The sequence below is a fragment of the Pseudomonas sp. genome (assembly GCF_050739935.1).
In the GTDB taxonomy this organism is placed as follows: Bacteria; Pseudomonadota; Gammaproteobacteria; order Pseudomonadales; family Pseudomonadaceae; genus Aquipseudomonas.
Window position 1 is genome coordinate 25,038 of record NZ_JBOICF010000022.1, and the last position, 23,498, is coordinate 48,535.

24 protein-coding genes and 1 pseudogene are annotated in these 23,498 nt (G+C 58.6%); 10 read left to right on the forward strand and 15 right to left on the reverse strand.

The window, feature by feature from the left end; genetic code table 11:
- Window positions 1–120 precede the first annotated feature (120 nt).
- The 5 genes from ACRER8_RS02915 to ACRER8_RS02935 all read right to left on the reverse strand — a co-directional run bounded on the left by ACRER8_RS02915 (window position 121) and on the right by ACRER8_RS02935 (window position 5,039).
- Window positions 121–2,190 carry an LTA synthase family protein gene (locus tag ACRER8_RS02915; protein ID WP_431744857.1) on the reverse strand — a complete coding sequence of 690 codons (2,070 nt, stop codon included), beginning with the start codon at window positions 2,188–2,190 and terminating at the stop codon, window positions 121–123.
- Window positions 2,191–2,464: 274 nt separating this feature from the next.
- The gene (locus tag ACRER8_RS02920; RefSeq protein WP_431744858.1) at window positions 2,465–3,355 is read right to left on the reverse strand and encodes a HipA domain-containing protein; all 891 of its coding nucleotides are present in this window, start codon (window positions 3,353–3,355) and stop codon (window positions 2,465–2,467) included.
- A 137-nt stretch (window positions 3,356–3,492) separates the two neighbouring features.
- The gene (locus ACRER8_RS02925; protein WP_431744859.1) at window positions 3,493–3,684 is read right to left on the reverse strand and encodes a PLDc N-terminal domain-containing protein; all 192 of its coding nucleotides are present in this window, start codon (window positions 3,682–3,684) and stop codon (window positions 3,493–3,495) included.
- Window positions 3,685–3,852: 168 nt separating this feature from the next.
- Window positions 3,853–4,377, reverse strand: a complete 525-nt coding sequence (locus ACRER8_RS02930; protein WP_431744860.1) for a hypothetical protein — start codon at window positions 4,375–4,377, stop codon at window positions 3,853–3,855.
- 125 nt (window positions 4,378–4,502) lie between these two features.
- Window positions 4,503–5,039, reverse strand: coding sequence for an ankyrin repeat domain-containing protein (locus ACRER8_RS02935; RefSeq protein ID WP_431744861.1), 537 nt, complete (start codon window positions 5,037–5,039; stop codon window positions 4,503–4,505).
- A gap of 450 nt (window positions 5,040–5,489) precedes the next feature.
- Here ACRER8_RS02935 and ACRER8_RS02940 point away from each other — a divergent pair, with 450 nt between their 5' ends.
- The gene (locus tag ACRER8_RS02940) at window positions 5,490–5,768 is read left to right on the forward strand and encodes a DUF3509 domain-containing protein (RefSeq protein ID WP_431744862.1); all 279 of its coding nucleotides are present in this window, start codon (window positions 5,490–5,492) and stop codon (window positions 5,766–5,768) included.
- 131 nt (window positions 5,769–5,899) lie between these two features.
- On the opposite strand, the gene ACRER8_RS02945 is transcribed toward ACRER8_RS02940, so the two are convergent.
- The 4 genes from ACRER8_RS02945 to aroC all read right to left on the reverse strand — a co-directional run bounded on the left by ACRER8_RS02945 (window position 5,900) and on the right by aroC (window position 9,896).
- The gene (locus ACRER8_RS02945) at window positions 5,900–6,616 is read right to left on the reverse strand and encodes a LuxR C-terminal-related transcriptional regulator (protein ID WP_431744863.1); all 717 of its coding nucleotides are present in this window, start codon (window positions 6,614–6,616) and stop codon (window positions 5,900–5,902) included.
- Between the two features lie 348 nt (window positions 6,617–6,964).
- Window positions 6,965–7,510 (reverse strand): 1,2-dihydroxy-3-keto-5-methylthiopentene dioxygenase, encoded by a 546-nt coding sequence (locus tag ACRER8_RS02950; protein WP_431744864.1) that lies wholly within the window; start codon window positions 7,508–7,510, stop codon window positions 6,965–6,967.
- A 108-nt stretch (window positions 7,511–7,618) separates the two neighbouring features.
- Window positions 7,619–8,767 carry an MFS transporter gene (locus tag ACRER8_RS02955; RefSeq protein WP_431744865.1) on the reverse strand — a complete coding sequence of 383 codons (1,149 nt, stop codon included), beginning with the start codon at window positions 8,765–8,767 and terminating at the stop codon, window positions 7,619–7,621.
- Window positions 8,768–8,804: 37 nt separating this feature from the next.
- On the reverse strand, window positions 8,805–9,896 hold the full coding sequence (gene aroC, locus ACRER8_RS02960) for a chorismate synthase (RefSeq protein WP_431744866.1): 1,092 nt from the start codon (window positions 9,894–9,896) through the stop codon (window positions 8,805–8,807).
- Window positions 9,897–10,048: 152 nt separating this feature from the next.
- Between aroC and ACRER8_RS02965 the strand changes: the two genes are divergently transcribed.
- A complete protein-coding gene (locus ACRER8_RS02965; protein WP_431744867.1) occupies window positions 10,049–11,044 on the forward strand; it encodes an alpha/beta hydrolase in 996 nt (331 codons plus the stop codon).
- A gap of 347 nt (window positions 11,045–11,391) precedes the next feature.
- The gene (locus ACRER8_RS02970; protein ID WP_431744968.1) at window positions 11,392–12,177 is read left to right on the forward strand and encodes a hypothetical protein; all 786 of its coding nucleotides are present in this window, start codon (window positions 11,392–11,394) and stop codon (window positions 12,175–12,177) included.
- Between the two features lie 126 nt (window positions 12,178–12,303).
- Here ACRER8_RS02970 and prmB read toward each other — a convergent pair whose 3' ends face one another.
- Window positions 12,304–13,212, reverse strand: a complete 909-nt coding sequence (prmB, locus tag ACRER8_RS02975; RefSeq protein WP_431744868.1) for a 50S ribosomal protein L3 N(5)-glutamine methyltransferase — start codon at window positions 13,210–13,212, stop codon at window positions 12,304–12,306.
- Between the two features lie 254 nt (window positions 13,213–13,466).
- Between prmB and ACRER8_RS02980 the strand changes: the two genes are divergently transcribed.
- From ACRER8_RS02980 to ACRER8_RS03000, 5 genes are all read left to right on the forward strand, one after another.
- The gene (locus tag ACRER8_RS02980) at window positions 13,467–14,090 is read left to right on the forward strand and encodes a cysteine hydrolase family protein (protein ID WP_431744869.1); all 624 of its coding nucleotides are present in this window, start codon (window positions 13,467–13,469) and stop codon (window positions 14,088–14,090) included.
- A gap of 234 nt (window positions 14,091–14,324) precedes the next feature.
- Window positions 14,325–14,645: a hypothetical protein gene (locus ACRER8_RS02985; RefSeq protein WP_431744870.1), complete on the forward strand. Its 321-nt coding sequence runs from the start codon at window positions 14,325–14,327 to the stop codon at window positions 14,643–14,645.
- Between the two features lie 94 nt (window positions 14,646–14,739).
- Window positions 14,740–15,300: a Smr/MutS family protein gene (locus tag ACRER8_RS02990; RefSeq protein WP_431744871.1), complete on the forward strand. Its 561-nt coding sequence runs from the start codon at window positions 14,740–14,742 to the stop codon at window positions 15,298–15,300.
- A 592-nt stretch (window positions 15,301–15,892) separates the two neighbouring features.
- Window positions 15,893–16,438 carry a GTP cyclohydrolase I FolE gene (gene folE / locus ACRER8_RS02995; protein ID WP_166594933.1) on the forward strand — a complete coding sequence of 182 codons (546 nt, stop codon included), beginning with the start codon at window positions 15,893–15,895 and terminating at the stop codon, window positions 16,436–16,438.
- 52 nt (window positions 16,439–16,490) lie between these two features.
- Complete coding sequence (locus tag ACRER8_RS03000) at window positions 16,491–16,862, forward strand: glutathione S-transferase N-terminal domain-containing protein (RefSeq protein WP_431744872.1); 372 nt, start codon at window positions 16,491–16,493, stop codon at window positions 16,860–16,862.
- A gap of 181 nt (window positions 16,863–17,043) precedes the next feature.
- Here ACRER8_RS03000 and ACRER8_RS03005 read toward each other — a convergent pair whose 3' ends face one another.
- The 3 genes from ACRER8_RS03005 to ACRER8_RS03015 form a co-directional block, all read right to left on the reverse strand.
- Window positions 17,044–17,430, reverse strand: coding sequence for a lysozyme inhibitor LprI family protein (locus ACRER8_RS03005; RefSeq protein WP_431744873.1), 387 nt, complete (start codon window positions 17,428–17,430; stop codon window positions 17,044–17,046).
- A gap of 149 nt (window positions 17,431–17,579) precedes the next feature.
- On the reverse strand, window positions 17,580–18,182 hold the full coding sequence (locus ACRER8_RS03010) for a glutathione S-transferase family protein (protein WP_431744874.1): 603 nt from the start codon (window positions 18,180–18,182) through the stop codon (window positions 17,580–17,582).
- Window positions 18,183–18,229: 47 nt separating this feature from the next.
- Window positions 18,230–19,396, reverse strand: a complete 1,167-nt coding sequence (locus ACRER8_RS03015; RefSeq protein ID WP_431744875.1) for a PLP-dependent aminotransferase family protein — start codon at window positions 19,394–19,396, stop codon at window positions 18,230–18,232.
- Window positions 19,397–19,477: 81 nt separating this feature from the next.
- On the opposite strand from ACRER8_RS03015, the gene ACRER8_RS03020 reads away from it, so the two are divergent.
- Both ACRER8_RS03020 and ACRER8_RS03025 read left to right on the forward strand, forming a co-directional pair.
- A complete protein-coding gene (locus tag ACRER8_RS03020) occupies window positions 19,478–19,921 on the forward strand; it encodes a MarR family transcriptional regulator (protein ID WP_431744876.1) in 444 nt (147 codons plus the stop codon).
- Window positions 19,922–20,189: 268 nt separating this feature from the next.
- A complete protein-coding gene (locus ACRER8_RS03025) occupies window positions 20,190–21,380 on the forward strand; it encodes a benzoate/H(+) symporter BenE family transporter (RefSeq protein WP_431744877.1) in 1,191 nt (396 codons plus the stop codon).
- A gap of 91 nt (window positions 21,381–21,471) precedes the next feature.
- Here ACRER8_RS03025 and ACRER8_RS03030 read toward each other — a convergent pair whose 3' ends face one another.
- The gene (locus ACRER8_RS03030; RefSeq protein WP_431744969.1) at window positions 21,472–22,353 is read right to left on the reverse strand and encodes a methyl-accepting chemotaxis protein; all 882 of its coding nucleotides are present in this window, start codon (window positions 22,351–22,353) and stop codon (window positions 21,472–21,474) included.
- A pseudogene (locus tag ACRER8_RS03035) lies at window positions 22,333–23,442 on the reverse strand (HAMP domain-containing protein); the annotation flags it as partial. The gene ACRER8_RS03030 and the pseudogene ACRER8_RS03035, both read right to left, overlap by 21 nt.
- Window positions 23,443–23,498: the final 56 nt, after the last annotated feature.

Sequence of the window (23,498 nt, forward strand, 5' to 3'; positions counted from 1 at the left end):
GGCCTACCGAAATCGGACTGCGCTTTTTCGGCATTCGTTCAACGTTTTTGCCGTGGGCAGTGGTTGTTTTAGAGCAAAAAAAAGAGGCCACCAGGGCCTCTTTTTTATCCGGCAGACAGCTTACGGCTTGGCGTCTTTAACCCCGGCCGTGTTGTCCAGCAGGCTCTTGGTCGCGGTCTGCAGGAAGCTGTCGAGCTTCTTGCGCAGCTCGGCGACGTCTGGAGCATTCGGCATCATTTCGGCGTGGGGCTTGGTACCCAACTCGTAGCTGTAGACCTTCGGTTCCATCTCTTTGGGTTCGATCAGGATGCGGTTGCCGGTGACCAGCGCAACGGTCTGTTCGCTGCCCGATGGTTTGATCACGCCGAAGCCCAAATCGCCCGCTGGCAGGTTCAGAAGATCTCGGCCCCAGCACTGATGCACAGTGTCGCCACCCACACGACCCATGATGGTCGGCACGATGTCGATTTGCGTGCCGACGATGCTGCTGCGCTTGCCGAACTTGTCTTGCAGGCCCGGCGCGATCATCAGCATCGGCACGTTGAAGCGACCCAGGTCCATTTCGGTGATCTGCTCGTTGTTACCAAAGCCATGATCGCCGACGACAACGAACAGCGTGTCCTTGTAATAGGGCTCTTTCTTGGCCTTCTCGAAGAACTGGCCCAATGCCCAGTCGGAGTAACGCATCGCCGTCAGGTGCTCGTCCAGCGTGCCATGGCCCGTCACGCGCTCCACCGGAAGATTGGTGGGCAGCGCATATGGCGTGTGGTTGGACAGGGTTTGCAGCAAGGCATAAAACGGCTTGCCCTTGGCTTCACGGGCTTTCAGTTCCTCGGCGCCACGGTCGAACATGTCCTGGTCGGAGACGCCCCAGGTCGGATCGGAAAATACCGGGTTGACGAAGTCGTTACGGCCGATGAAGTTGGTCATGCCCTGGTTGCTGAAGAACCCGGACTGGTTGTCCCAGGCGAAGTCGCCGTTGTAGACATACACATCGTCGTACTTGCGCGCGCTCAACAGCTGCGGCAAACCGGACAGTTTGTGGCTGCCTTCCGGGGTCTGCATCAGGTACTCGAAACCTGGCAGGTTCGGGAAGCAGGCCATGGTGGCGAACATGCCCTGGTGGGTGTGCGTGCCGTTGGAAAAGAAGTGGTCGAACAGCAGGCCCTCTTGCGACAACTTGTCGAAGTACGGCGTGATGTTGGATTCATCGCCCAGCGCGCCCACCGAGTGACCGGCGAAGCTTTCCATCAGGATCACCACGACGTTCTTGATCTGCAGCGTGTTACTCGCTGGCGGCGTGAACTCGCGGCGAATGGCAGCGGTGGCCGGATCGACCAGCTTGTCGTTGGCAGTGAGCAGCATGTCGCGCACCGTCTGCTGGGCTTCAGGCTGCGGCAGCGTGGCCTTCCAGATGTTGTCACGGTCTTCGGACATGCGGCTCTTGGCGGCGGCAATCAGCGTAAGCGTGCCGTTCAGGCCCAGGGTGTTGGCGAAGTTCGACTCGGTGGTGTAGGCATCCCCCCAACGCAGTGGCGGGCCCTGACGCAACGTGCCGCGAGCCGCTATCACCGCGACCGCCAGACACAGCACGAACACCGCAATACGCGTGTACCACGGCGCGACGGCGCGATTGCTGGAGCTGCCGATATTGAAGCCGCCACGGGGACGGGTCAGACGGTCGATGCCCTTGAATACCAGACTCAACAGCCAGGTCAGCAACGCCCACGCCAGCAGATAACGCACCACCGGATAGCCGTACCAGATCATGCTCAGTACGGTTTTCGGGTCTTCCTTGACGTACTGGAAGACCAGACCGTTCAGACGCTGGTGGAACTCGCGGTAGAAATCCATCTCCATCAGGCCGAAGAACGTGGTCAGGCTGGCAACCAGCGTCAGCCAGAAACGGAACAGGCCGCGGGCCGCCATCAACCGGGCGCTGAACAGCGACAGCAGCAGCGGGATCAGGATGTAGACCACCAGCCGCAGGTCGAAACGCAGGCCGTTGCCGAATGCCTCGATGAACGTCGAGGCCGGCGTTGCGCCGATCCCTTCACGGTTGTAAACCAGCAGCGCAATGCGCAGCAGGGTGTACAGAACCATCAGCGCCAGCCCGCTCAGCAGCGTATAAGCCAGGTGCGATTTGACGGTAGGTTGCGGCGCGCGCGCCGGGGCGTCCGGTTTGGCCATGTGTTGTAGGATCCGTTGGATTCAGGTTTAAGTTCGAAAAGCCTATGCGCCCGGTGGCATCGTAACGATGGTCCGGGCGCGGGGGGCAAATATTACGTGATCGCCCGGTGTTTACCACCAATGAGGCTCATTCTTCATGAGCCTGAGACGCAAGACAGCGAGTCAGCACTGCCAGTGGGCGGGAAACGGCGCGCGGATTTTCCCGAAAAAGCAGTGAAAATTCCGTTGTTTGAAGCGGGCTCTAATATTTGCTTACAAAGCCACGTTGCGCCTGTCAGCGGTCGAAAGTCTGGGCGTATAGCCCGACGGCATACTCGATCGCCTTGAATACGTTCGGCGCATGTTCGGCCAAGGGCGCATTTTCTCTTAGAGACTCATACACAGCGGCAATCAGTCGCTCAAGCCGCGGCACAGGTTTGCGGATGTTGCACGCGGTGGCCAGCTCCAGAATTCCCTGCCGCGAGCCGAACAGGCTTTTCGATCCGGCTAGCCTGAGGGCCAGCGAATCCTCTTCTATATAGGCGGTGGTATTGACAATGTCGTATGCCGGCGCCAGATGCGCATCGCCCCCCAATGGGTCACGGTAGAGCAATCCGAAGTTTTTCAAATGCGCATCACCATTGCCGACCATGCAGCTTAAGGCCACGATGTCGAAGAATTGCTCAAGCGAAGTCGGAATATTCACAGGCGCACAGAACAGCTGAATGGCCCGCGCGATCTTTTCGTAACTGGAGTCGTACTTCTGCTCGGTTCCCAGCCCCATCAAGACTGCCATGTCCTCGAAGCCGATCGGGCGTTGGTCGGACTCACGGTCGAAGCGACGCATGACGAACAGCTGTCGATTATCCGAAAGATGGAAGTCGGGTACCGGCATGCCTGCCCTGCGTGCCGCATCCATGCAGACATACTCGTTGATCGCCAGCCCGGGAAAATCAGCCCGTCCCGATTTCACGATCAGCTCGGGCATCAACAGAGTGGCCTTGGGATCGGCCTCGAATGCGACTTCGGGCACGATGACCTTGGGCTGAACCCCGGAAATACCCGTGCGCAGAATGTAGCTGTCCACCAGTTCGGCAAACAGGTCGTGTGCGCCGTCCCAGCTGAGGATCTGTCCCAGACTCCGCCCTTCGACATCGCGTCTTGTGCCCAGCAGTTCGTCGATCATCGCAGACTGGACCGCAACACGCCCAACAGGCGAGCCGCTCCCTACCTGTTACCCGTGGTCTCATGCAACGCTTCACAAAAAACGCCTGATTGCTGGCAAGCAATCAGGCGTTGATGTTCTGAAGCCCTGTCGACAGTCTAGATTCGGACGTTGCCTCGCGGACCTGCGATGGCCCAGATGATCAGGCCGAGAACCGGCAGCAATACAATCAGCAGCACCCAGAGAATCTTCGCCCCTGTTTCGGAACCGCTCTTCAAGACGTTGATGATGGCCCAGATATCGAGAGCCAGAATGATCAGTCCAACCAGACCATTAAAGGTGGAACCCATGGTGTCGCTCCTTATTGAAGGCTTGCCCAGTTAGGAGTGGTGGGCCTCGGCGAGGGTTCCGTCGGTCGGGTGGGATATTTGTGCTGGCAACAATCGCTGACTCTATTGCGGCAGCAGGGACTGTCGGCAGTAGCGTTTTGAACTCGCTACCGCTGACACGCCGGATTCCTATGACTGCGCCTTCAATGCCTCCAGCGCAGGCTCGATGAGAATGCCCAACTCGACCCCCAACTCCATCACCCGCTTCTGGTCATTGCCATACACCAACACGGCCTGCAACTCGTCATCCAGTGGCTCGGAGAGATTCATCAGCACGTAGCCGCCCATTTCCCTGTTCATGCTGTCCAGCTGTATCTGAATTCGATTCAACGCGATCAACGGCTCGGTCTTGGCCAGTTGCCTGGGCTTGATGTTGAAAGCCACGTTCGGGCCAAACGACGCTGTAATCTCGCTGAAAAGGTCCATGTAGGTATCAGCCTGAAACATCACAGTTTCAGGCAGGCTGCCGACCACCACCCACTCGCCCAGGGGAATCGGGAAGGTGTCGTCGTAATTGATGTCGGGATTGGCAGCCAGAAAAACGTCTGGCTCGGCGTAGGCCTGGGCGGCTTCGTCGGCAATCTTTTCGATTTCCTCTTCGCTCATGCAGCCGGAGCTGATCTTGCTGATGAATTCGATGAGTGAGGCTTTCATGGCGTCGTGATCCGGAGCGAAAAAACAGGCGCGAAGGATAGCTGGAAATCCTTCGCGCCTCTATTGATTCACACTGCCGCACCATTGTCCGAGACCGCAGCGCTGTGGCTAAACGCAACGTCGGCTCAAACTCCCAGTCGGGTGAGCTGTTCGGCGGTATCGGTAGCGCCCATGGTTTGTGCAGCCATCAACGGCGTCACACCCTTGGCATCCTGAATATGTGGGTTGGCGCCCTTGGAAATGAGGTAGTCGACGATCGCGGTTCGATTGAACATTGCAGCCATCATAAGGGCGGTCCTGCCGTCAGCTGACGCACCTTCGACCTCTGCCCCGCCTTCTACCAGAATCCGCACCACTTCCAGGTCCCCTTTGAAAGCCGCACCGACGATCGGGCTCTGGCCGCGGTCGTTACGAATCTCCGGGTCAGCCCCGTGCTTGAGCAACACCTTCACGGCCTCCTGATGACAGTGATAACTGGCCAGCATCAGCAACGTGTCACCCTTGTGAGTGCGCAGATTAGGCGTCAGGCCCTTTTCCAGCAGACGATCCAGCATCGGCGCGTCTCCAGCCCGGGCGCGGTCGAATACCTGTTCGGCAAACTCCAGCGCTTCCTCGTCCGACATGCGAGTCGCGGTATCCGGGGTTTTCAGTGTGTCAGACATTCCATTTCTCCTGTAGCGCCGCACATAGGCACGCATGATCGATCATTTTGCTGCGGCAAATCCTCAGAGACGCCTGCATGAGGGCAAGTTCCCGCAGATGCTGCGAACAATGGCAGTGGCCAAGACGCTACGCCAGAAAACCTTTTTGATGACCGTGATAGGCACAGCCGTCTATCGCCATCGTAGAAAATCGCTGTCACGTGTTGAAATAAATCCAGCATATCGCTGTCTCAGATTTCAACAGCGCCTCTTTTATCCCGCCTCTCCCAGTCTCCCCTCCGGCAAAATGCAGGATGCTCGATAGCCATTCTTGCAAATTGCACGAAATCGAAAATCCGTAAAATTTGCAACCTTCTGATTTATAAAGAATTTATTTATTGCCCAATACTGGCACAGTCGCTGCACTAGTCCTTCCAAGCTTGTAATCACTGAGCAATGGAGCCGCTAGACATGACTTTCATCCAAGAAAAATTCGTTTCCGTATTTTCCGATTTCGAAGTCAACACCCAGCCTCGTCCAGACGGTGGCTTGTTGTTGTCGTTGCGCAATGGCGAGGGTAAACAGATCCGTCGCTCGGTCTCGTACGCTCAGCTTCATACGCCTGTGCAGCTTGAATGGGTAATCAGCGCAATCCGTCGTGACCTGGCAGCCCAAGCCAGTGAACTGCCGGCGATCTCGATGCTGCAAAGTCAACACCGTTTCGACCTGCCGACTTATCACACTCGATAAGCCCAGCAACTGCCTGTCTGAAGCAATCCCTCTTATAAATACCGCGACGGCGCCCCAGCGCCATCGCGGTTTTTTTTGGCGCGCAGCTGGTCACCCCCGGCGAAGCCTGCCGCGTCGTTATTCGGATGTCGTTATCGGATGATGCCTCGGCAGAGCGCCTCGCCTACCGCCTGAGCCCGATTGGTGACGCCGAGCTTGGCGTAGATACTTTTGAAATGGTGTTTGACCGTGGCCTCCGAGACCTCCTTGATCAGGGCGATCTCCCACGCGGTCTTGCCCTCTCTGGCCCACTTGAGGATTTCCAGTTCCTTGCCGGTCAAGGCGCGGGTCTGAAACTGCCGCCCCTTACCGGCGACGTGCAGCATCGGCACCAGGCTGGTCAGCAGATAACGGTCGTTATGGCTGAGCGGTCGCTCCATGCCATTGAGCGAGCAAACGGTTACCACGCCCCGGTTGACCCGGGTCTCGCTGGTGTATCCGTAGGAAAGCGCGGGCAGCAATTCGCAGTCTTCTACGGCGGCCATGTAGGCTGGCGACGGTGGATAGGTATGGAACGCCTCTTGCCAGTCGAGAAACCCCAGGTTGTGGCGGAAGCAGCGAATGACCGGATCTTCGATCATCAGTCGCCCCTGGCCGTAGAGGTCCTTCCAATAGCTGTCGACGTTGGATGTGATGCAACTGAGCAGCATGCCCTCACGATATTGATAAAGCATCGCTCGCGCACAGCGACATTCCGCTCTGAGCCAGTCGAGGGCGTTGGCGATTGCCGCATTGCCGTCCTGTTCGGTGATGCTGCTGACCATTTGCTCAATCAACGGACTCAGCGTCCCTGTTTGTACGTTTTTCATCTACCCCTCCGTTCAAAAAACGTCCTGTGTCGTCCCTGGGTGCTCTTTAGAGTTTTAAGTTGATTACGGCCGCTAGACGCGCAAAGTCCTGCACGAAAATTCACCAGCAAGGCGCGTCCAAAGGCCGTCAGGCTCCGACGGGCTAAGGGTTACACAGTCCAGAGGGGTTAAACATAAGGGCGAAAACAAACAGGCATGCCTGACCGATAAACAGGCCGCTTCCCACAAAACAACCAAAACTTGCTTACATTTCTGATGATTTAGAAACAAAAACAGCCGCTGTCGATGACCGCGGCCGTTGGCAAAAACGATAGAGCGGCGACTCGAAAACGTCGACTGATGGGTGTGTCAATCTTCCAGACGCGGAAATTGGCTGGCGATTTGCTCGCCGGTCGGTTTCGCCGGCTGACCGTTCGGTTTACTGAACAAACGAATCGCAACCACGCGCGGGTTCTCGCCGATGTCGAACCATTGCCGGGTGCCAAGCGGAACAGAAATCAGATCATTTTTCTCGCACAGTACGGCGTACACGAAATCACCGATGTGCAACGAATAAAGACCACGACCGGCGACAAAGAAACGTACTTCATCCGATCCGTGTTGATGCTCGTCGAGAAACCCGGCGCGCAGTTGGTCTTTTTGCGGGTGATAATCGTCGACGCTGAGCACCTCGGCTGCCACGTGGCCGCGCTCGGCCATCAACCGATCGATCTGCTCGCGGTAAGCGCCGATCAACTCGTCGGGACCAACGCCAGCGACGACCGGGCTAGCTGCTGGCAAACGTTCGAAGCCAATGCCCTGCTCGGCGAGCGTCGAGGCGATGTCGTCGAAATGGGTCAGGACCTTGTTCGGCAACTCCGGAGAGGACACGTGATAGACGGAGAGAATGCTCATTGCGGGGTTCCTCGGTTCAATCGCTCACCGACGCGATGATCGGCCAGACGCGGGTTCATTCAGGCAATCGATAACAATATGTTTCAATGTGTACCGGCAGCGCGCGGGTCAAGTGCGCTCCTCATTCATGCGCATGGCCGCCAGCATCGCGGCAGTCAGCGCAGCCACGCTGGCAAGAGCGAAAGTCCATCCCGCGCCCAGCGCATTCCAGCTGTAACCGGAATACAACGCGCCCATCGCGCCGCCCGTGCCGGATAACGCCGCATACATCGCCTGTCCCTGGCCTTGCTGACGCGGGCCGAAACTGCGTTGCAGAAAATGGATGGCGGCCGCATGAAAGCTGCCGAATGTGGCCGCATGCAACAGCTGGGCAAAGATCAATACCGGAAGATGATCGGCGAGGCTACCCAGCAAAAGCCAGCGCAGCGAGGCCAGGACAAAGCTGGCGATGAGCACGTGACGCACGCTGAAGCGCTGCAGAATACGGCTCATGGCCAGAAACATCAGCACTTCGGCGACCACCCCGACCGCCCAGAGCATGCCGATGATTCCCCGGCTGTAGCCAAGGCGCTCGAGGTGCAACGTAAGAAAGGTGTAATAAGGGCCATGGCTCAGTTGCATCAACGCCACGCAGACATAAAAAGCCAGCACGCCGGGACTGAACAGTTGTTTCAGGAAGCCCTCGCCTGCAGGACGCTGGGTCGACACCGGCGGCTGCGCATTGGGCACCCACCAACTGCTGGCAACAATCCCGGCCATGATCACCAGCAGTGCTTGCGGGTACAGATCAAGGCTGAACCACTCGAAAAGACGCCCCAGTCCGACCACCGTCAGGATGAAGCCGATCGAACCCCACAGACGAATCTGACTGTAGCGCGCGGTCTGGCCCTGCAAATGCGCGAGGGTGATGACCTCGAACTGCGGCAACACCGCGTGCCAGAAAAAAGCGTGCAGCGCCATGACCATGGCCAGCCAGGCGTAGGACTTGTCGACAAGAATCAGCGAGAAACACGCCAGGGTACAGACCGCGCCAAAGCGTACGATGGCCAGACGCCGACCGGTGTAGTCACCCAGCCAACCCCAGATATTCGGCGCCACGCAGCGCATCAGCATGGGAATGGCCACCAGCTCGCCGATACGCGCGCTGGGAAACCCCAAGTGATCGAAGTACAACGCCAGAAACGGCGCCGTCGCACCGAGCAACGCAAAATAGAAAAGATAGAAGCTGGACAGTCGCCAGTAAGGAAGCGCCGCCACGTTCAAATGCCCGTGGCAGCGTTACCGGATTGCGGCATTACAGCTGACCCAGAACCGGCGTTGTGACCCGCACGTCCAGATTTTGCCCGCGATGACGCAGCAAATGGTCGAGCAGCACGATCGCCATCATGGCTTCGGCGATCGGCGTCGCGCGAATGCCTACGCATGGGTCGTGACGGCCCTTGGTGATCACGTCGACCGGATTGCCATCGATGTCGATCGAGCGGCCCGGGGTGGTAATGCTCGACGTGGCTTTCAATGCCAGATGGGCCACGATCGGCTGGCCAGAGGAAATGCCGCCGAGAATGCCGCCGGCGTTGTTCGAGACGAAACCTTCGGGGGTCATTTCATCACGGTGCTCGGTGCCACGCTGGGCGACGCTGGCGAAACCGGCGCCGATCTCGATGCCCTTGACCGCATTGATGCTCATCAACGCATGGGCCAGCTCGGCATCCAGACGGTCGAAGATCGGCTCGCCCAGCCCCGGCATCACGCCATCGGCGACGACCGTGATCTTCGCACCGACCGAATCCTGATCGCGACGCAGCTGATCCATGTAGGCTTCCAGCTCTGGCACTTTGTCCGGGTCGGGACTGAAGAAGGCGTTCTGCTCAACCGACTCCCAAGTCCTGAACGGGATCTCGATTGGCCCCAACTGGCTCATGTAGCCGCGCACCGTGATGCCCTGGGTCAGCAGGTATTTCTTGGCGATGGCCCCCGCCGCGACACGCATTGCGGTTTCGCGGGCTGAACTGCGGCCGCCTCCACGGTAATCGCGGATGCCGTATTTGTGGTGATAGGTGTAATCGGCGTGGGCCGGACGGAACAGATCCTTGATCTGTGAATAGTCCTTGGACTTCTGGTCGGTGTTGCGGATCAGCAGGCCAATGGCAGCGCCGGTGGTCTTGCCTTCGAACACGCCGGACAGGATCTCGACTTCATCGGCTTCCTGGCGCTGGGTGGTGTGGCGACTGGTGCCGGGCTTGCGGCGGTCCAGATCACGCTGCAGGTCTTCCTGCGACAGCTCGACACCCGGGGGGCAGCCATCAACGATGGCGACCAGCGCCGGACCATGGCTCTCGCCGGCGGTGGTGACAGAGAACAGCTTGCCGAAGGTATTGCCGGACATGCGAGAGGCTCCGAGAAATCGACCAAAAACCAAAAAACCAAAAACAGAGCGCGCCAGTATACGCAGGCTGAACGTCTATATCACGCGATCACGCGCGAACCTTATTCGATCGGCTGCGTCCAATTTCACACTTTATTGATGATGGCCTTGCGATGCTACGTGGTATGTCCCTGATTTGCGGCTTGCTGCCGCTGCGAGTAATCGCCTTGACCCTCACTCTGCTGTCCTCTCTCGCTAACGCGGGCACGCCGGTCGTCCTGCAACGTCCCATTTCCCTGGATACCGGGACGGGCGAGCTGTACGGCACCCTATTGCTGCCCAAATCCAAGATGCCAGTGCCGGTGGTACTGATCATTGCCGGCTCCGGCCCGACCGATCGCGACGGCAATAACCCCGATGGCGGGCGCAATGACAGCATGAAACGCCTGGCGCTGATTCTGGCCAGGCACAACATCGCCAGCGTGCGTTACGACAAGCGCGGCGTAGCCGCCAGCCGACCTGCCACGCCGGACGAGCGCAACCTGAGCATCGAGAAATACGTCGATGACGCCGTGGCCTGGAGCGAAAAGCTCAAGGCTGACCCGCGACTGGGCCAGTTGATTCTCATGGGCCACAGCGAAGGCGCGCTGGTCGCATCTCTGGCCGCTGAGCGCGCAGGTGCCACGGCGTTGATCTCCGTCGCCGGTACGGGACGACCGGTTGATCAGGTCGTGCGCGAGCAGTTGCAGTACCGCCTCCCGCCTGATCTTCTGGCGCGCAGCGAGGAATTGATCGAGGAGATCAAGGCCGGCAAAACCGACGACAACGTACCGGAGCCGCTGCAAGTGGTCTTTCGCCCGAGCGTGCAGCCATATCTAATCTCGTTGTTCCGGCAGAATCCGGCTGCGGCCTTTGGCAAATTGAAGATTCCGACGCTGATTCTGCAAGGACGCAATGACATGCAGGTCGGCGTAGGCGACGCTGAATTGCTGCATCAGGCCAAACCGGACTCGCAATTGGCGATCATCGACGGCATGAACCACGTGCTGCGTATCGTGCCAATGGACATGAAGCGGCAACTGGCTTCCTATAAGGATCCGCAGTTGCCCCTTTCCAGTGAGTTGTCTGACCGCATCCTGAAATTCATCGGTTCGGTGCCGGCGGCTTAGAGATTGGACGTCGCTGCAGCACGGCTTGCCGATGGTGGCGTTTTTCCAAGCGCCGCCTGACTCTTAGGAGCCGGTTCGCTGGCGAACACGATTATCGGTCAAATCTACATTGCCTGACACAGCCGGTTCGCCAGCAAGCCGGCTCTTACAAGTACATGCGCTTGTATGATCCTTGGTATTTTCCCTGGCACCGAGACCATACACCCACGCTGCTACCAAGCGGTATATCAACGGGGCTTGGACGTTTCCTCCCTTCAGATTCGTCGAAAACGGCCGATAGCGGGTTGCTGGCATTGTGTTTGCCGAGCAATGTCGAGAACAGGATCGCCGTGATGACAGAATCAACGATGGAAGCCGAAGCGGTCGCTCAGGCTGACGCCAAAGAAGGTGAAGTGGCCGCTCCGGTATTGTGGGAGGACGTGCACGCAGAACATCTTTCAATGCTGCGTCTGGCGCCGCTGCCGACGGACCGCGCTACGGGCGGCCGTCCACTGCGCTTTGTCGAGTTCGGTCGCGCAGAACGCCACAGCAAGGATTTCAGCCTGCTGCGCATGAGCTACAACTTGCCGGGACAAAAGACCCGCAAGGAACAGAACAATCTGGATATCTGGGTCGACCATGCCAATCGTGCGGTCCGCGTCGGCCCTGAATCCGGCTTGCGGATCGAGCCTTGGAATCGGGGGTTGGGCCGCTTCATGCTCGCCCAGGGCATCCATTGGGCGCAGAAACGCTGGTCCGAGTACCGGATCGAGGGCATCGCCCTTGCCAACAAGGATGCGCTCAACGAAGACACTCGCATGCGCCGCGATCACTTCCTCAAGGTTCAGGGTTTTGAGGTGGCGTATGCCGACCCTCAGCACCTCAAGGGTATCGTCAGGAAGGCCAAGATTGGCAACCTGAACAACAGCTGGAACACCGACAAGGTGCAAATCGTCGAGATTCTCGATGCCGCGCAGATGTTGCAGCAAGCCGAGCAGAAGATTCAGGAACAGGAAGTCACGATCAAGAAGGCCGAAGACAAGGTCAGCAAGTACCGCCGCGACGACAGCGGGCTGCGCTTTACCATTGCCTGCCTGGTGACCTTTGCGGTGTTTCAGGCGGGGCTGTTGATCTGGATTGCGACGCATCGCTAGCCTGGACACCAAAAAAACCTTGTAGGAGCCGGCTTGCTGGCGAATGCGGTATGTCAGTTACCGTTGACGGATCTGACCCAACACGTTCGCCAGCATGCCGGCTCAGACAACGGGTGTCGTCAACACCTACACCCGCGCGGCAAACACTGCCTGATGCGTCCGGCATTGCTCTGCCGTCAACATGAACACCCCATGCCCTCCGCGCTGGAATTCGAGCCAGGCGAAATCCACTTCCGGGTATAGCGCTTCGACGTGCACCTGGCTGTTGCCCACTTCGACGATCAGCAAGCCCTTCTCGGTCAGGTGATCGGCAGCCTGAGCCAGCATCCGGCGCACCAGATTCAGACCGTCATCACCGCAGGCCAGCGCCAGCTCGGGCTCGTGTTGATATTCGTCGGGCATGTCGGCGAAGTCTTCGGCATCGACATACGGCGGGTTGGAGACGATCAGGTCGAAACGCTGCCCCGGCAAACCATCGAAACCGTCGCCCTGAACGGTGTAAACGCGTTGGTCCAGACCATGACGCTCGATGTTCTGATTCGCCACTTCCAATGCTTCGAAAGACAAATCCGCCAGCGCTACTTCGGCATCCGGGAACACGTCGGCGCAGGCAATGCCGATACAGCCGGAACCGGTACACAGATCGAGAATGCGCGCAGGCTCGGTCGCCAGCCAAGGCTCGAAACGCTGTTCGATCAGCTCACCGATCGGGGAACGCGGGATTAGCACACGCTCGTCGACGATGAAGGACATGCCGCAGAACCAGGCTTCGCCCAGCAGGTACGCGGTCGGGACGCGCTCGGCAATGCGGCGCTGGATCAGACGCTGCACATTGACCAGCTCGTCGTCTTCCAGATTGCAGTCCAGATAGTTGTCGGAAATTTCCCAAGGCAGGTGCAGTGCGCCCAAAACCAGCTGTCGGGCCTCGTCCCAGGCGTTGTCGGTGCCATGCCCGTAGAACAGGTCTTCCCCGTGAAAACGGCTGACAGCCCAACGGATATGATCGCGCAGGGTGCGCAGGCGGGAAGTGATCACGGCAGAGACTCCTTGAAAAAGCGACGGGCGATTCTAGCAGCCATCCATCCAACAAACGATGCCTGCGCCCGACAGCGGCCCGCCCCGAAAAACTTTCCACCACCTTTCACCAATTTTGCAGGCAATATGACAGCAACCGCGACCTGCTCGACGGCTTGACGCCCGGTAAAAAGCGACGCCTGTGAGCATTGAGATTCACAGAATCGCTCAGCCAGTGGACAATGTGGCAAAAGCCCCACTCGAAGGAGCCCCAGATGTCTGTTCCAAACAACGGTCCAAAGACCATGTTTCAACTCAGTGGCCGTGAATACGCAGCGGCCACTTTGAGTAATGCCACGCTGATCATCATCGACGCGCAGAGAGAATACCTCAGCGGCCCCCTGGCCCTGACCGGAGTTCAGGAAGCGATCGATAACATCGTCAAACTGGTCGACGCCGCGCGCCTCGCCAAATCGCCGATCATCCACGTCCGTCACCTGGGGACCGTCGGTGGCATGTTCGATCCGCAGGGCGAGCGCGGAAAATTCGTACCGGAATTGCAGCCTCAGGGCGACGAGATCATCATCGAAAAACGCCTGCCGAATGCGTTGAACGGCACCGTCACCACGGACGATCGCAAGACCCTGCACAGCCTGCTGGAAAATCTGGGCCGCCTGGATTTGGTAGTCTGCGGTTTCATGAGTCATTCCAGCGTCAGCACCACCGTGCGGGCGGCCAAGGACTACGGTTTCCGTTGCACCCTGGTTGAAGACGCCTGCGCCACCCGCGATCTGCCGACCCCGACCGGGGTGATCAAGGCCGAACTCGTGCAGCAGGCCGAGATGGCAATCATGAACGACAACTTTGCCAAGCTGGCGCTGACCAAAGATCTGATCTGACCGATCGACATCAGGAGCTGACCCTTGATTCGCAGAGCCTTGACCCCGCCGCGAACATCATTTTCCGTCAGTTCCTGAAGAAAAAGCGTACAAATGCAGTCATCAGGTTGTGTGAACCGTTTCACATAACCGCCTATCTGTTTATCACTCGTGTTTGCGCTTCGAGCGCTGGCCAGACGGGAACCACCCGGACATAAGCTGGTCAGAGCGCCGATACCCATAGAGGAAGTCGGAATGAAGATATCCGATGGTTTCGATGCCCGTCGCTTGCGCCCAAAAGGCCAGAGCAACTGGCGGATGCGCTTTGGCGCTGTAATCTCCGCAATTTTCGCAACCGCCGGCGTACTGCTTGCGATGGCTGGCGTGGCCAGTCTGATCGGCCATCCGGCGGCGCTGGGCGAGCTAAACGCCAGTCCCGCGGGTGCCGTGGTGAGCATTGTCGTTGGCCTGTTTCTGCTCTACATCGGTGTCTGGCTCTGGCGCCGCAGCCGTCGTCGCCGCCGTCGTGCTGGTGAATTGAACATGTCTCCTCATTTGATGAAGAAGCACGACTGACCCCGCCCCCGCGTCTTGCTCAGCCCTTTGATCTTTTTAGTCGCGCCGATGATGGCGTGACTTGGTTAAACTGGCGTCCTTCGCGGAGACCAACATGCAAGACGACGATTTTTCCCTGTTCAGAAGTGAGATTCGTGGCGTAAAGCCGATCAAGACTGAACACGCCGACGTAGGCAAACCCAAAACCGACCGTAAGAATCTGGCCAAGCTGCGGCAGGCTGCGACCGTGCGCTCTGACGCGACCATTACCGTAGACGGCCTCTCCGATCAGTTCGTGATCGATGTCGGGCCTGAAGACACGCTGTCCTGGGCGCGAGACGGCGTTCAGGAAGGCCAGATGCGCAAGCTCAAGTTGGGGCAGATCAGCTTCGAAGGCAGCCTGGACTTGCACGGCATGAGCGTGGAACTGGCGCGGGAAACCATGTGGGAATTCCTGGCTGAAGCCACCAAACTGGAAATCCGCTGCGTGCGCATCACCCATGGCAAGGCCGTACGGCTGGACGGCAAGCGACCGATGATCAAAAGCCACGTCAACACCTGGTTGCGGCAGCATTCGCAAGTGCTGGGCTTTACCTCATGCCTGGCCAAACATGGCGGCGCGGGCGCGGTGTATGTGATGCTCAAACGCACGATGATGGAAGGTCGCGACGAGTAAGGCTGGGGTTGGCGCAAACGAGTAATCCGGATCATGGCAGGCGTCAGAACTGAAATTGATACCTTGGCCGCGTAGAAACGAGAAGGCCGCGACAGAAGAACACGTCCGTCGCGGCCTCATTCGGCGTTTCCAGCGGGTTCAGGCAATCGGACATCGCCACCGACCCCGCCAGAAAATCAGCGGTGGTAATAACCAGGGCCCGAACCGTAGCCTCCTCGCCCCTCGGAATAATGACCACCATCGTAATGACGATGATCCCTTCCGCCGTGTCGGCCCCATCCGGGACCAAAGAAACATCCGGAAACCGACGATGTCAGGGCGATAATCAACGCGACTTTCGCAATTCGGCTAAACATAAGTTCACTCTCTTCATCCGGGCATTTCACCCATTAACTCAGACACCGGACGGATACATTTCGACGTAAACCCTCGGTAAAGGTTAGGTAAAGGCCGCATCGAGACGAATCCGGCGTCGACATGCCGCAGGTTTGTCACTCGCACGCCGTACCCCTCCCCGCCCAGCTACGCTACTATGTGCGCCTTTGCAGGCGAGCAACCCTGCGTTTTTTGAACCCACACGGAACACAACCCTGTGACACTGGAACAGAACTACACGGCGATCCTTGGTCAACTCGGCGAGGACGTCTCCCGCGAAGGCCTGCTCGATACCCCGAAACGTGCGGCCAAAGCCATGCAGTATCTTTGCCGCGGCTACCAGCAGACGCTGGAAGAAGTCACCAACGGCGCGCTGTTCAGCTCCGACAACAGCGAGATGGTGTTGGTCAAGGACATCGAGTTGTATTCGTTGTGCGAACACCATCTGTTGCCTTTCATCGGCAAGGCGCACGTGGCCTACATTCCAAGTGGCAAGGTGCTGGGCCTGTCCAAGGTCGCGCGCATCGTCGACATGTTTGCCCGTCGCCTGCAGATTCAGGAAAACCTCAGCCGTCAGATCGCCGAAGCCGTTCAGCAGGTGACCGGGGCGTTGGGCGTGGCAGTTGTCATCGAGGCCAAACACATGTGCATGATGATGCGCGGTGTGGAGAAGCAGAATTCTTCGATGATCACGTCTGTGATGCTCGGCGAATTCCGCGAAAACGCCGCCACCCGCACCGAGTTCCTCAGCCTGATCAAATGATCCGGGCATTCAGAAGCGCCGCAACCGATGTTGCGGCTGCGAGGTTTCAAGCATGTTGATGAAGGCATTGAGGGTCGGCCTTGGCCAGTTGGTCATTTTGGGCGACTTCCTGACCCGTCCCAGCAAGAAAAAACGTACGCCTGAGGCTCAGGCGAAGGTCGAGGCTTCGGCCAGAGACCTGACGCTGTATCAGTTCAACGCCTGCCCGTTCTGCGTAAAGACGCGCCGCACCCTGCGCCGATTGAACGTTCCGGTGGCGCTGCGCGATGCGAAAAACAATGAGCTGGACCGCCAGACCCTGCTCAATGAAGGCGGCAAGATCAAGGTGCCGTGCCTGCGCATCGAAGAAGCCGGACAGACCGTGTGGATGTATGAGTCCAAGGTAATCATCGATTACCTTAACCAGCGCTTTTCGGCGGTTTGAACCACGCCAGACCTTGCTGACTTAAAGCTTGGCGACCGCCCCCTGCGGCAGCGAATTCATTCGCGATTCGGTTTTACAGACGATGAACATTTATCGACTGCACCGGCCTTTCGCGAATGAATTCTCCCACAGGTTGACTGGGTTGCCCCTGACACTTGCTTCATGTCTGAGATCGCGCCCTTCAACGCGGGCAGCCCTCTTCCCGACACGCCGTATAAGCCTTCAACTGTTCGACTCGCACCTTGGTCTGCTCAGACAGGCACTGCGCCTGCACCAGCGGCCACATGCTACCGCCATCCTCACGTTTGCCGGCCTGATACTGGCAATCGGCATCACGAAACGCGATCCATTTCTTCTGCGCATCCTGCAGCGCCTTCTTGCGTTGCGCAGTGGTCAGGTACGACATCTGCGCCTTGTACTGCTTGTTCAACTCGGCATCCAGCGCCGCGTATTGTTTGCTTGCGCATTGATTCATCGTGGCCTGATTGGCATCGCAATCCTCGGCTTGGGCAGAACAGCCGATCCCCAAGGCCATGAGCATGCCGAGCGCTATCATCATGTACCGCATTGAATTCTCCATTTTTCCTTGAATGATCGCCGGACCAGGCCAGACGGGGCGCAGCTTAAGCGCTGCGGTCCGGTTTTTTACCGGACACAACATTCAGACATAAAAAAACCGGCCACTGCTGCCAAGGCCGGTTTTTTATTCTTCAGAGGTCAATCCAGCATGCCGACATAGCCCGGCTGCTGCTTGACCCGCTCCAGCCAGGCTTGGATTGCCGGGAACTGGGCCAGGTCGAAACCGGCCTGATGGGCGACGTGTGTGTAGGCGTAAAGCGCGATGTCGGCGATGGAGAACTGCTCACCCACCAGGAACGGCGTGCGCAGCAGCTGCTGTTCCATGACTCTCAACGCCTTGTAACCGCGCTTGTGCAACGACCGATACTCTTCCAGACGCTCTTGCGGCAGCCCCAGATAAAACTGAATGAAGCGCGCCACGGCGATGCTCGGTTCATGGCTGTATTGCTCGAAGAACTGCCACTGCAGCATCTGCGTGCGCAGGCGCGGTTCGGTCAGCAGATAAGGCGTGCCTTCGGCCAGGAAGTTGAGGATCGCATTGGACTCCCACAGGCAGGTGCCGTCCTCGAGTTCCAGCACCGGAATCTTACCGTTGGGATTCTTCGCCAGAAACGCCTCGGTTTCGGTCTCGCCATTGAGAATGTCGACCGGTATCCATTGGTATTGCGCGCCGAGCAAATTGAGCATCAGCTTGATCTTGTAGCAGTTGCCTGAGTTGTAATCGCCGTAAACCTTGTACATCTGCTGCTCTCCCCCTCAATCCTGCGGTGATGCGTGGGCGCAATGTATCAGGCCGCAAGGGCCGTTTGCGCGTGTCTGATGACAGCTGCCAGTCGTTTCAGTCCTTCGTCCAGACGTTGTGGATCGATGTGGCTGAAGTTCAGGCGCAAGTAACCGGGATTGGCGTCCGGGTCAGTAAAAAATGGCTCGCCGGGCATGAACGCGACGTTTTGCGCCAGCGCGGTGTCGAGCAGCGAACGGGTATCGAGTTTCTCGTTAAGCGTCAGCCAGAAGAACAACCCGCCTTGGGGGCTGTTCCACTCGGCCAGATCACTGAAGTGACGTTGCAACGCGGCTTCGAACTGATCGCGGCGAGTGCGGTAGAAGCCGCGCAACTCCAGCAGGTGCTGTTGGTACTGCTCGCTGCCAATCCATTGCAGAGCCTGCCATTGGCCGACGCGATTGGTGTGCAAATCAGCAGCTTGCTTGAGTTTCAGCAGATGCGGAAACAGATCGGCGCTGGCGATTAGGTAACCCACACGTAAACCGGGCATCAGGGTCTTGGAGACGGTCCCGGTATAGATCCAGCTGGCTTTCTGCAGGCGACTGACGATCGGCCGGGCGCTGCCACCGTCGAAGGTCAGCTCGCGATAAGGCTCGTCTTCGATCAGGGTCACGCCGAATTCATCGAGCAACGCCGCCACCGCGTCCCGCGCCGTCTCGCTATAACGCACGGCCGACGGGTTCTGGAACGTCGGGATCAGATAGGCAAAAGATGGCTGGTGCTGTTCCAGACGCTGACGCAGCACATTCAGATCCGGTCCTTCGGCCAGCAAAGGTACGGTCAGGCAGTCGGCGCCGAACAACTGGAAAATCTGCAGCGCGGCCAGGTATGTCGGGCCTTCCAGCAAGATCTCCGTGCCTTTGTCGATGTACAGTTTGGCCGCCAGATCCAGCGTCTGTTGGGAGCCGCTGACGATCATCACCTGGCTCGCCTCGCAAGCAATCCCCAGTGCCCGGGCCTGAGCGGCAAGCGCTTCACGCAGCTGCGGCTCGCCCTCGCTCATGCCGTACTGGCCCATGCTGCGCGGCATGCCGGACCACTCGCTCTGCGGCAGCATGGCCTCGGCGGGCAGACCACCGGCAAAGGACATCATCTCGGGACGCTGGGCAGCGGCGAGGATTTCGCGAATCAGAGAACTCTTCAAACGGGTGACGCGTTCAGAAAAAGCCATGAGATCACCGCTGGCGGAAATAAATGGAAATACGTCAAACTGCTTGACCGAAATTACGACGACACACCCGGATACGTCAATATGCTTGACCTTAAAAAATCTTCGACCCAGCAAATCGCCATGGAAGCCTTTTTCTTCGGCTATCAGGCGTTCACGGCCAAGGCCGACGCGATGCTCGAACGCCGGGGACTGAGTCGCGTGCATCAGCGCATCGTGTTTTTCATCGCCCGTTACCCTGGCTTGAGCGTGAAGCAATTGCTCGGTGTGCTCGGAGTGAGCAAGCAGGCGCTGAACACGCCGCTGCGCCAGTTGATGGAGATGGAACTGGTGCTCAGCGTTGCGCCCGAAGACGACAAGCGCAAACGCCTTCTGCAGCTGACAGCCGAGGGGGCGAAGTTCGAAGAGTCCTTGCGACGTGAGCAGGTGAAATTGCTGCAGCGGGTGTTCGCCGAGGCCGGACGTGAAGCGGTGGATGGTTGGCTGGCGGTGAATCAGGCGTTGGGCAACACGCTCGGTCGCAGCTGAGAACACCGCCGGGATTTAGCACACACATTGCTGTGGCAGCGAATTCGTTCGCGATGGGTTATTTCAAACGATAAATCCCTATCGACTGTACCGACGTCTGGCGAATGAATTCGCTCCCACGGGTCCGTCGTCGTTCAGGCGCTATTGGACAGGCATTACACCGCGCCAAACTGTGCCGATTATTGCGCTTGTGGCTGTATCGCAACGAACCGTCACAACTGCGTATAGGCTTGCAGCTCATCACATCGCAGTTCCAAGGAACGACCGCATGACTGACGCGACCCACCTTCCCTTGCGCCCGCTGACTGATTCCTCGCCCTCGGCCATCGTCGCCGGTTTCATTGCGATGATGACCGGCGTCACCAGTTCGCTGGTGCTGATCTTTCAGGCCGGGCAAGCAGCCGGCCTGACTTCGGCGCAGATTTCTTCGTGGATCTGGGCGCTGTTCATGGGCATGGCGGTCTGCAGCATTGGTCTGTCGTTGCGCTATCGCTCACCGATCACCGTGGCCTGGTCGACGCCGGGGGCCGCGCTGCTGATCACCAGTCTGGGTCATGTGGCCTACCCCGAAGCCATCGGGGCCTATATCACCAGTGCAATTCTGGTGTTCATCTGCGGCATCACCGGCAGTTTCGAAAAACTGGTCAAACGTCTGCCCACTTCGCTGGCGGCAGCACTGCTGGCAGGCATTCTGTTCAAGATCGGCAGCGAAATTTTCGTCGCTGCGCAACATCGCACCGGACTGGTGCTAGGCATGTTTTTCACCTACCTGATCGTCAAGCGCTATTCGCTGCGCTACGCGGTGCTGGTCACGCTGCTGGTGGGGGTGGCGCTGTCGGCGATGCTCGGCATGCTCAATTTCAGCGGCTTCAATCTGGAGGTCGCAGTGCCGGTCTGGACCACACCGTCGTTTTCGCTGGGCGCGACTATCAGCATTGGCATTCCGCTGTTCGTCGTCGCCATGACCTCGCAGAACATGCCTGGCATTGCCGTGCTGCGCGCCGATGATTATCAGGTGCCCGCTTCGCCGCTGATCAGCGCTACCGGTCTGATCTCGCTGATCACGGCCCCGTTCGGCGCCCACGGCATCACCATGGCGGCGATCAGCGCCGCGATCTGCACCGGCCCGCACGCCCACGAGGACCGGAACAAGCGCTATACGGCAGCTATCTGGTGCGGGATTTTCTACGCCATCGCGGGAGTGTTCGGCGCGACCCTCGCGGCACTGTTCGCAGCCTTTCCCAAGGAACTGGTGCTGTCGATCGCGGCACTGGCGCTGTTCGGCTCGATCATCAACGGCCTGACGGTTGCCATGAGCCAACCGAAGGAGCGTGAAGCAGCGTTGATCACCTTCATGGTCACGGCGTCAGGGCTGACGCTGTTCTCCATTGGGTCGGCGTTCTGGGGCATTGTGGCAGGGGTGTTGACGTTGGTGATTCTTAACTACCGCAAAGCCTGAGGCTATCGCCACTGTGGGAGTGAGCTTGCTCACTCCCACAGGTCATGCATCGTCTGTCAGATCAACTGCATGTTTCGGCTATCGGGTGAGGTCACAATCTGAAATGCCCCACCATCCCCTTCAATTCCATTCCCAGCGATGCCAACTCGATACTGGAAGCGGCGTTGCCCTGCATCGCCAAGGCTGACTGATCGGCGCTGGCGCGGATGCTGGTGACACTGCGGTTGATCTCTTCAGCCACCGAGCTTTGCTCTTCGGCCGCCGCGGCAATCTGCTGGTTCATCTGCTGAATCAACGACACCGCCGCGGCAATGCTGCCCAACGCGCTTTCAGTCTGCAGCGCATCGCTGACCGCCAGCTTGACCAGTTCGCCGCTGCTCTGAATTTGCGCCACCGATGCCTGCGCCCCGCTTTGCAGACTGGTGACCAGACGCTCGATTTCTTCGGTCGACTGTTGCGTGCGCTTGGCCAGTGCCCGCACCTCATCAGCGACCACCGCAAAGCCCCTACCCTGCTCACCCGCGCGTGCTGCCTCGATGGCGGCGTTGAGGGCCAGCAGGTTGGTCTGTTCGGCGACGCTCTTGATCACGCCCAGCACCTTGCCGATGTTCTGGATTTCGGCGCTGAGGTTTTCGATGCTGTGGCTGGCCGAGTTCGCCGACGTCGCCAATTGCTCGATCCGCTGCATGCTCTGCCGCACCACCGCCTGTCCGCTATCGACCTTGGTGTCGGCGGTCTGCGCGGCCAGTGCCGCTTCCTCGGCGTTGCGCGCGACATCGTGCACGGTTGCGGTCATCTGGTTCATGGCCGTGGCCACCTGCTCTGTCTCTTCCTTCTGGGTGCTGACCTCCAGATTGGTCTGTTCGGTGACCGCCGACAATGAATGCGCAGATGTCGCCAATTGCTCGATACCCGCTTGCAACCCGCTGACAATGCCGCTCAATCCCGCGCCCATCTGTTGCATGGCCTGCATCAGCTGGCCGATTTCATCCTTGCGGGCAATCTGCACGTTGCCGCTCAAGTCGCCTGAAGCAATGCGCTGGGCAATGGCGATCACGCTGCGCAAGGGCGCGACGATGATGCGAGTGATCACAAAGGAGGCGATCAAGCCGACGAACAGGGCCAGAACCGAGGAACCGATAATCATCAGCGAGTTGGCTTTCAATTCACCGAGCATCGATTGGTCTTCAGCGTCGTAAGCCTGATCGACCTGCTGCCCCACGGTTTTCGCATTGCTGGCCAGCTGCTGTGAGACTTTGGCCTCGTCCGCCAGCAGGCCGGTGTATTCGTTGAGTTTGTCGCTGAAGTTGGTGATGTGCCCGCTGACTTCGGTCAACACGGTGAGATAGCCCGGGTCCTTGATCACACCCTTGATCTGCTCGGCCAGTTCCTGAGCCTGCACCGCCTGCTCGATATTGCCGGCCTTGGGTTCTTCACCCGAGCCGGTCTTGCGGCTCTTGTCCAGGCGCACACGGGCCTCGTCCATGGCCTGCATCATCAACTTGGAAATCTGACTGATCTGACTCGACTGCTCGATGAATTCCGAACCCTGCTGACCCTGAGAATCCTTGAGGTTATAGGCTCCGTCATCGGCAAGCCCGGCCTGCAGCACATCCAGGTTGTTGGCCACACTGGACACCGACCAACTGGCCATTTCCAGTGCCAGGTCCTTGCTCTGACTGATGCTGACGAACTCGTCGAAGGATTTGCGGTAGGCGGCCAGCGCTTGTTGGACTTCACTCATGACCTGCTGATTGACTGCCGAAGTCGTCTTGAGCTCTTCGGCCTGGGCGTTCAACCGGTCAAGACCGGCATGCAGTTCGTCGACGACCTTGGGGTCGCTGTGCAGCGCGTAGTCCTGCTCCTGCAGACGTACGCGATTGAGTCCGGTATTGAGAGCGGTCATCTCTTTGAGGCTGTCAAAATGCACGCTGATCGAACGCAACGACCAAACCCCGATCGCGGCAACCAGGGCGGTCAACAATAGAACGAGGACGAATCCGATACCCAGTTTCTTCGCCATTCCGAGATTGGCAAAACGCGATTGCACGGCCGAAATCATAATGTTCAGTCCCCAATGCACAACTAGAAGGCACACATAACGAGGCCATGTTCAGC

Bases quoted from the DNA above. Each gene is read 5' to 3' on its own strand.
- ACRER8_RS02935 (WP_431744861.1), bottom strand. From the start codon at position 5,039: ATGTCTGACACACTGAAAACCCCGGATACCGCGACTCGCATGTCGGAC.
- ACRER8_RS02940 (WP_431744862.1), top strand. From the start codon at position 5,490: ATGACTTTCATCCAAGAAAAATTCGTTTCCGTATTTTCCGATTTCGAA.
- ACRER8_RS02965 (WP_431744867.1), top strand. From the start codon at position 10,049: ATGCTACGTGGTATGTCCCTGATTTGCGGCTTGCTGCCGCTGCGAGTA.
- ACRER8_RS02950 (WP_431744864.1), bottom strand. From the start codon at position 7,510: ATGAGCATTCTCTCCGTCTATCACGTGTCCTCTCCGGAGTTGCCGAAC.
- ACRER8_RS02990 (WP_431744871.1), top strand. From the start codon at position 14,740: ATGCAAGACGACGATTTTTCCCTGTTCAGAAGTGAGATTCGTGGCGTA.
- ACRER8_RS02925 (WP_431744859.1), bottom strand. From the start codon at position 3,684: ATGGGTTCCACCTTTAATGGTCTGGTTGGACTGATCATTCTGGCTCTC.
- aroC (WP_431744866.1), bottom strand. From the start codon at position 9,896: ATGTCCGGCAATACCTTCGGCAAGCTGTTCTCTGTCACCACCGCCGGC.
- ACRER8_RS03020 (WP_431744876.1), top strand. From the start codon at position 19,478: ATGCTTGACCTTAAAAAATCTTCGACCCAGCAAATCGCCATGGAAGCC.
- ACRER8_RS03010 (WP_431744874.1), bottom strand. From the start codon at position 18,182: ATGTACAAGGTTTACGGCGATTACAACTCAGGCAACTGCTACAAGATC.
- ACRER8_RS03030 (WP_431744969.1), bottom strand. From the start codon at position 22,353: ATGCAGGCCATGCAACAGATGGGCGCGGGATTGAGCGGCATTGTCAGC.
- ACRER8_RS03025 (WP_431744877.1), top strand. From the start codon at position 20,190: ATGACTGACGCGACCCACCTTCCCTTGCGCCCGCTGACTGATTCCTCG.
- ACRER8_RS02920 (WP_431744858.1), bottom strand. From the start codon at position 3,355: ATGATCGACGAACTGCTGGGCACAAGACGCGATGTCGAAGGGCGGAGT.
- ACRER8_RS03000 (WP_431744872.1), top strand. From the start codon at position 16,491: ATGTTGATGAAGGCATTGAGGGTCGGCCTTGGCCAGTTGGTCATTTTG.
- ACRER8_RS02945 (WP_431744863.1), bottom strand. From the start codon at position 6,616: ATGAAAAACGTACAAACAGGGACGCTGAGTCCGTTGATTGAGCAAATG.
- ACRER8_RS02985 (WP_431744870.1), top strand. From the start codon at position 14,325: ATGAAGATATCCGATGGTTTCGATGCCCGTCGCTTGCGCCCAAAAGGC.
- ACRER8_RS02930 (WP_431744860.1), bottom strand. From the start codon at position 4,377: ATGAAAGCCTCACTCATCGAATTCATCAGCAAGATCAGCTCCGGCTGC.
- ACRER8_RS02915 (WP_431744857.1), bottom strand. From the start codon at position 2,190: ATGGCCAAACCGGACGCCCCGGCGCGCGCGCCGCAACCTACCGTCAAA.
- ACRER8_RS02980 (WP_431744869.1), top strand. From the start codon at position 13,467: ATGTCTGTTCCAAACAACGGTCCAAAGACCATGTTTCAACTCAGTGGC.
- ACRER8_RS03015 (WP_431744875.1), bottom strand. From the start codon at position 19,396: ATGGCTTTTTCTGAACGCGTCACCCGTTTGAAGAGTTCTCTGATTCGC.
- ACRER8_RS03005 (WP_431744873.1), bottom strand. From the start codon at position 17,430: ATGCGGTACATGATGATAGCGCTCGGCATGCTCATGGCCTTGGGGATC.
- ACRER8_RS02970 (WP_431744968.1), top strand. From the start codon at position 11,392: ATGGAAGCCGAAGCGGTCGCTCAGGCTGACGCCAAAGAAGGTGAAGTG.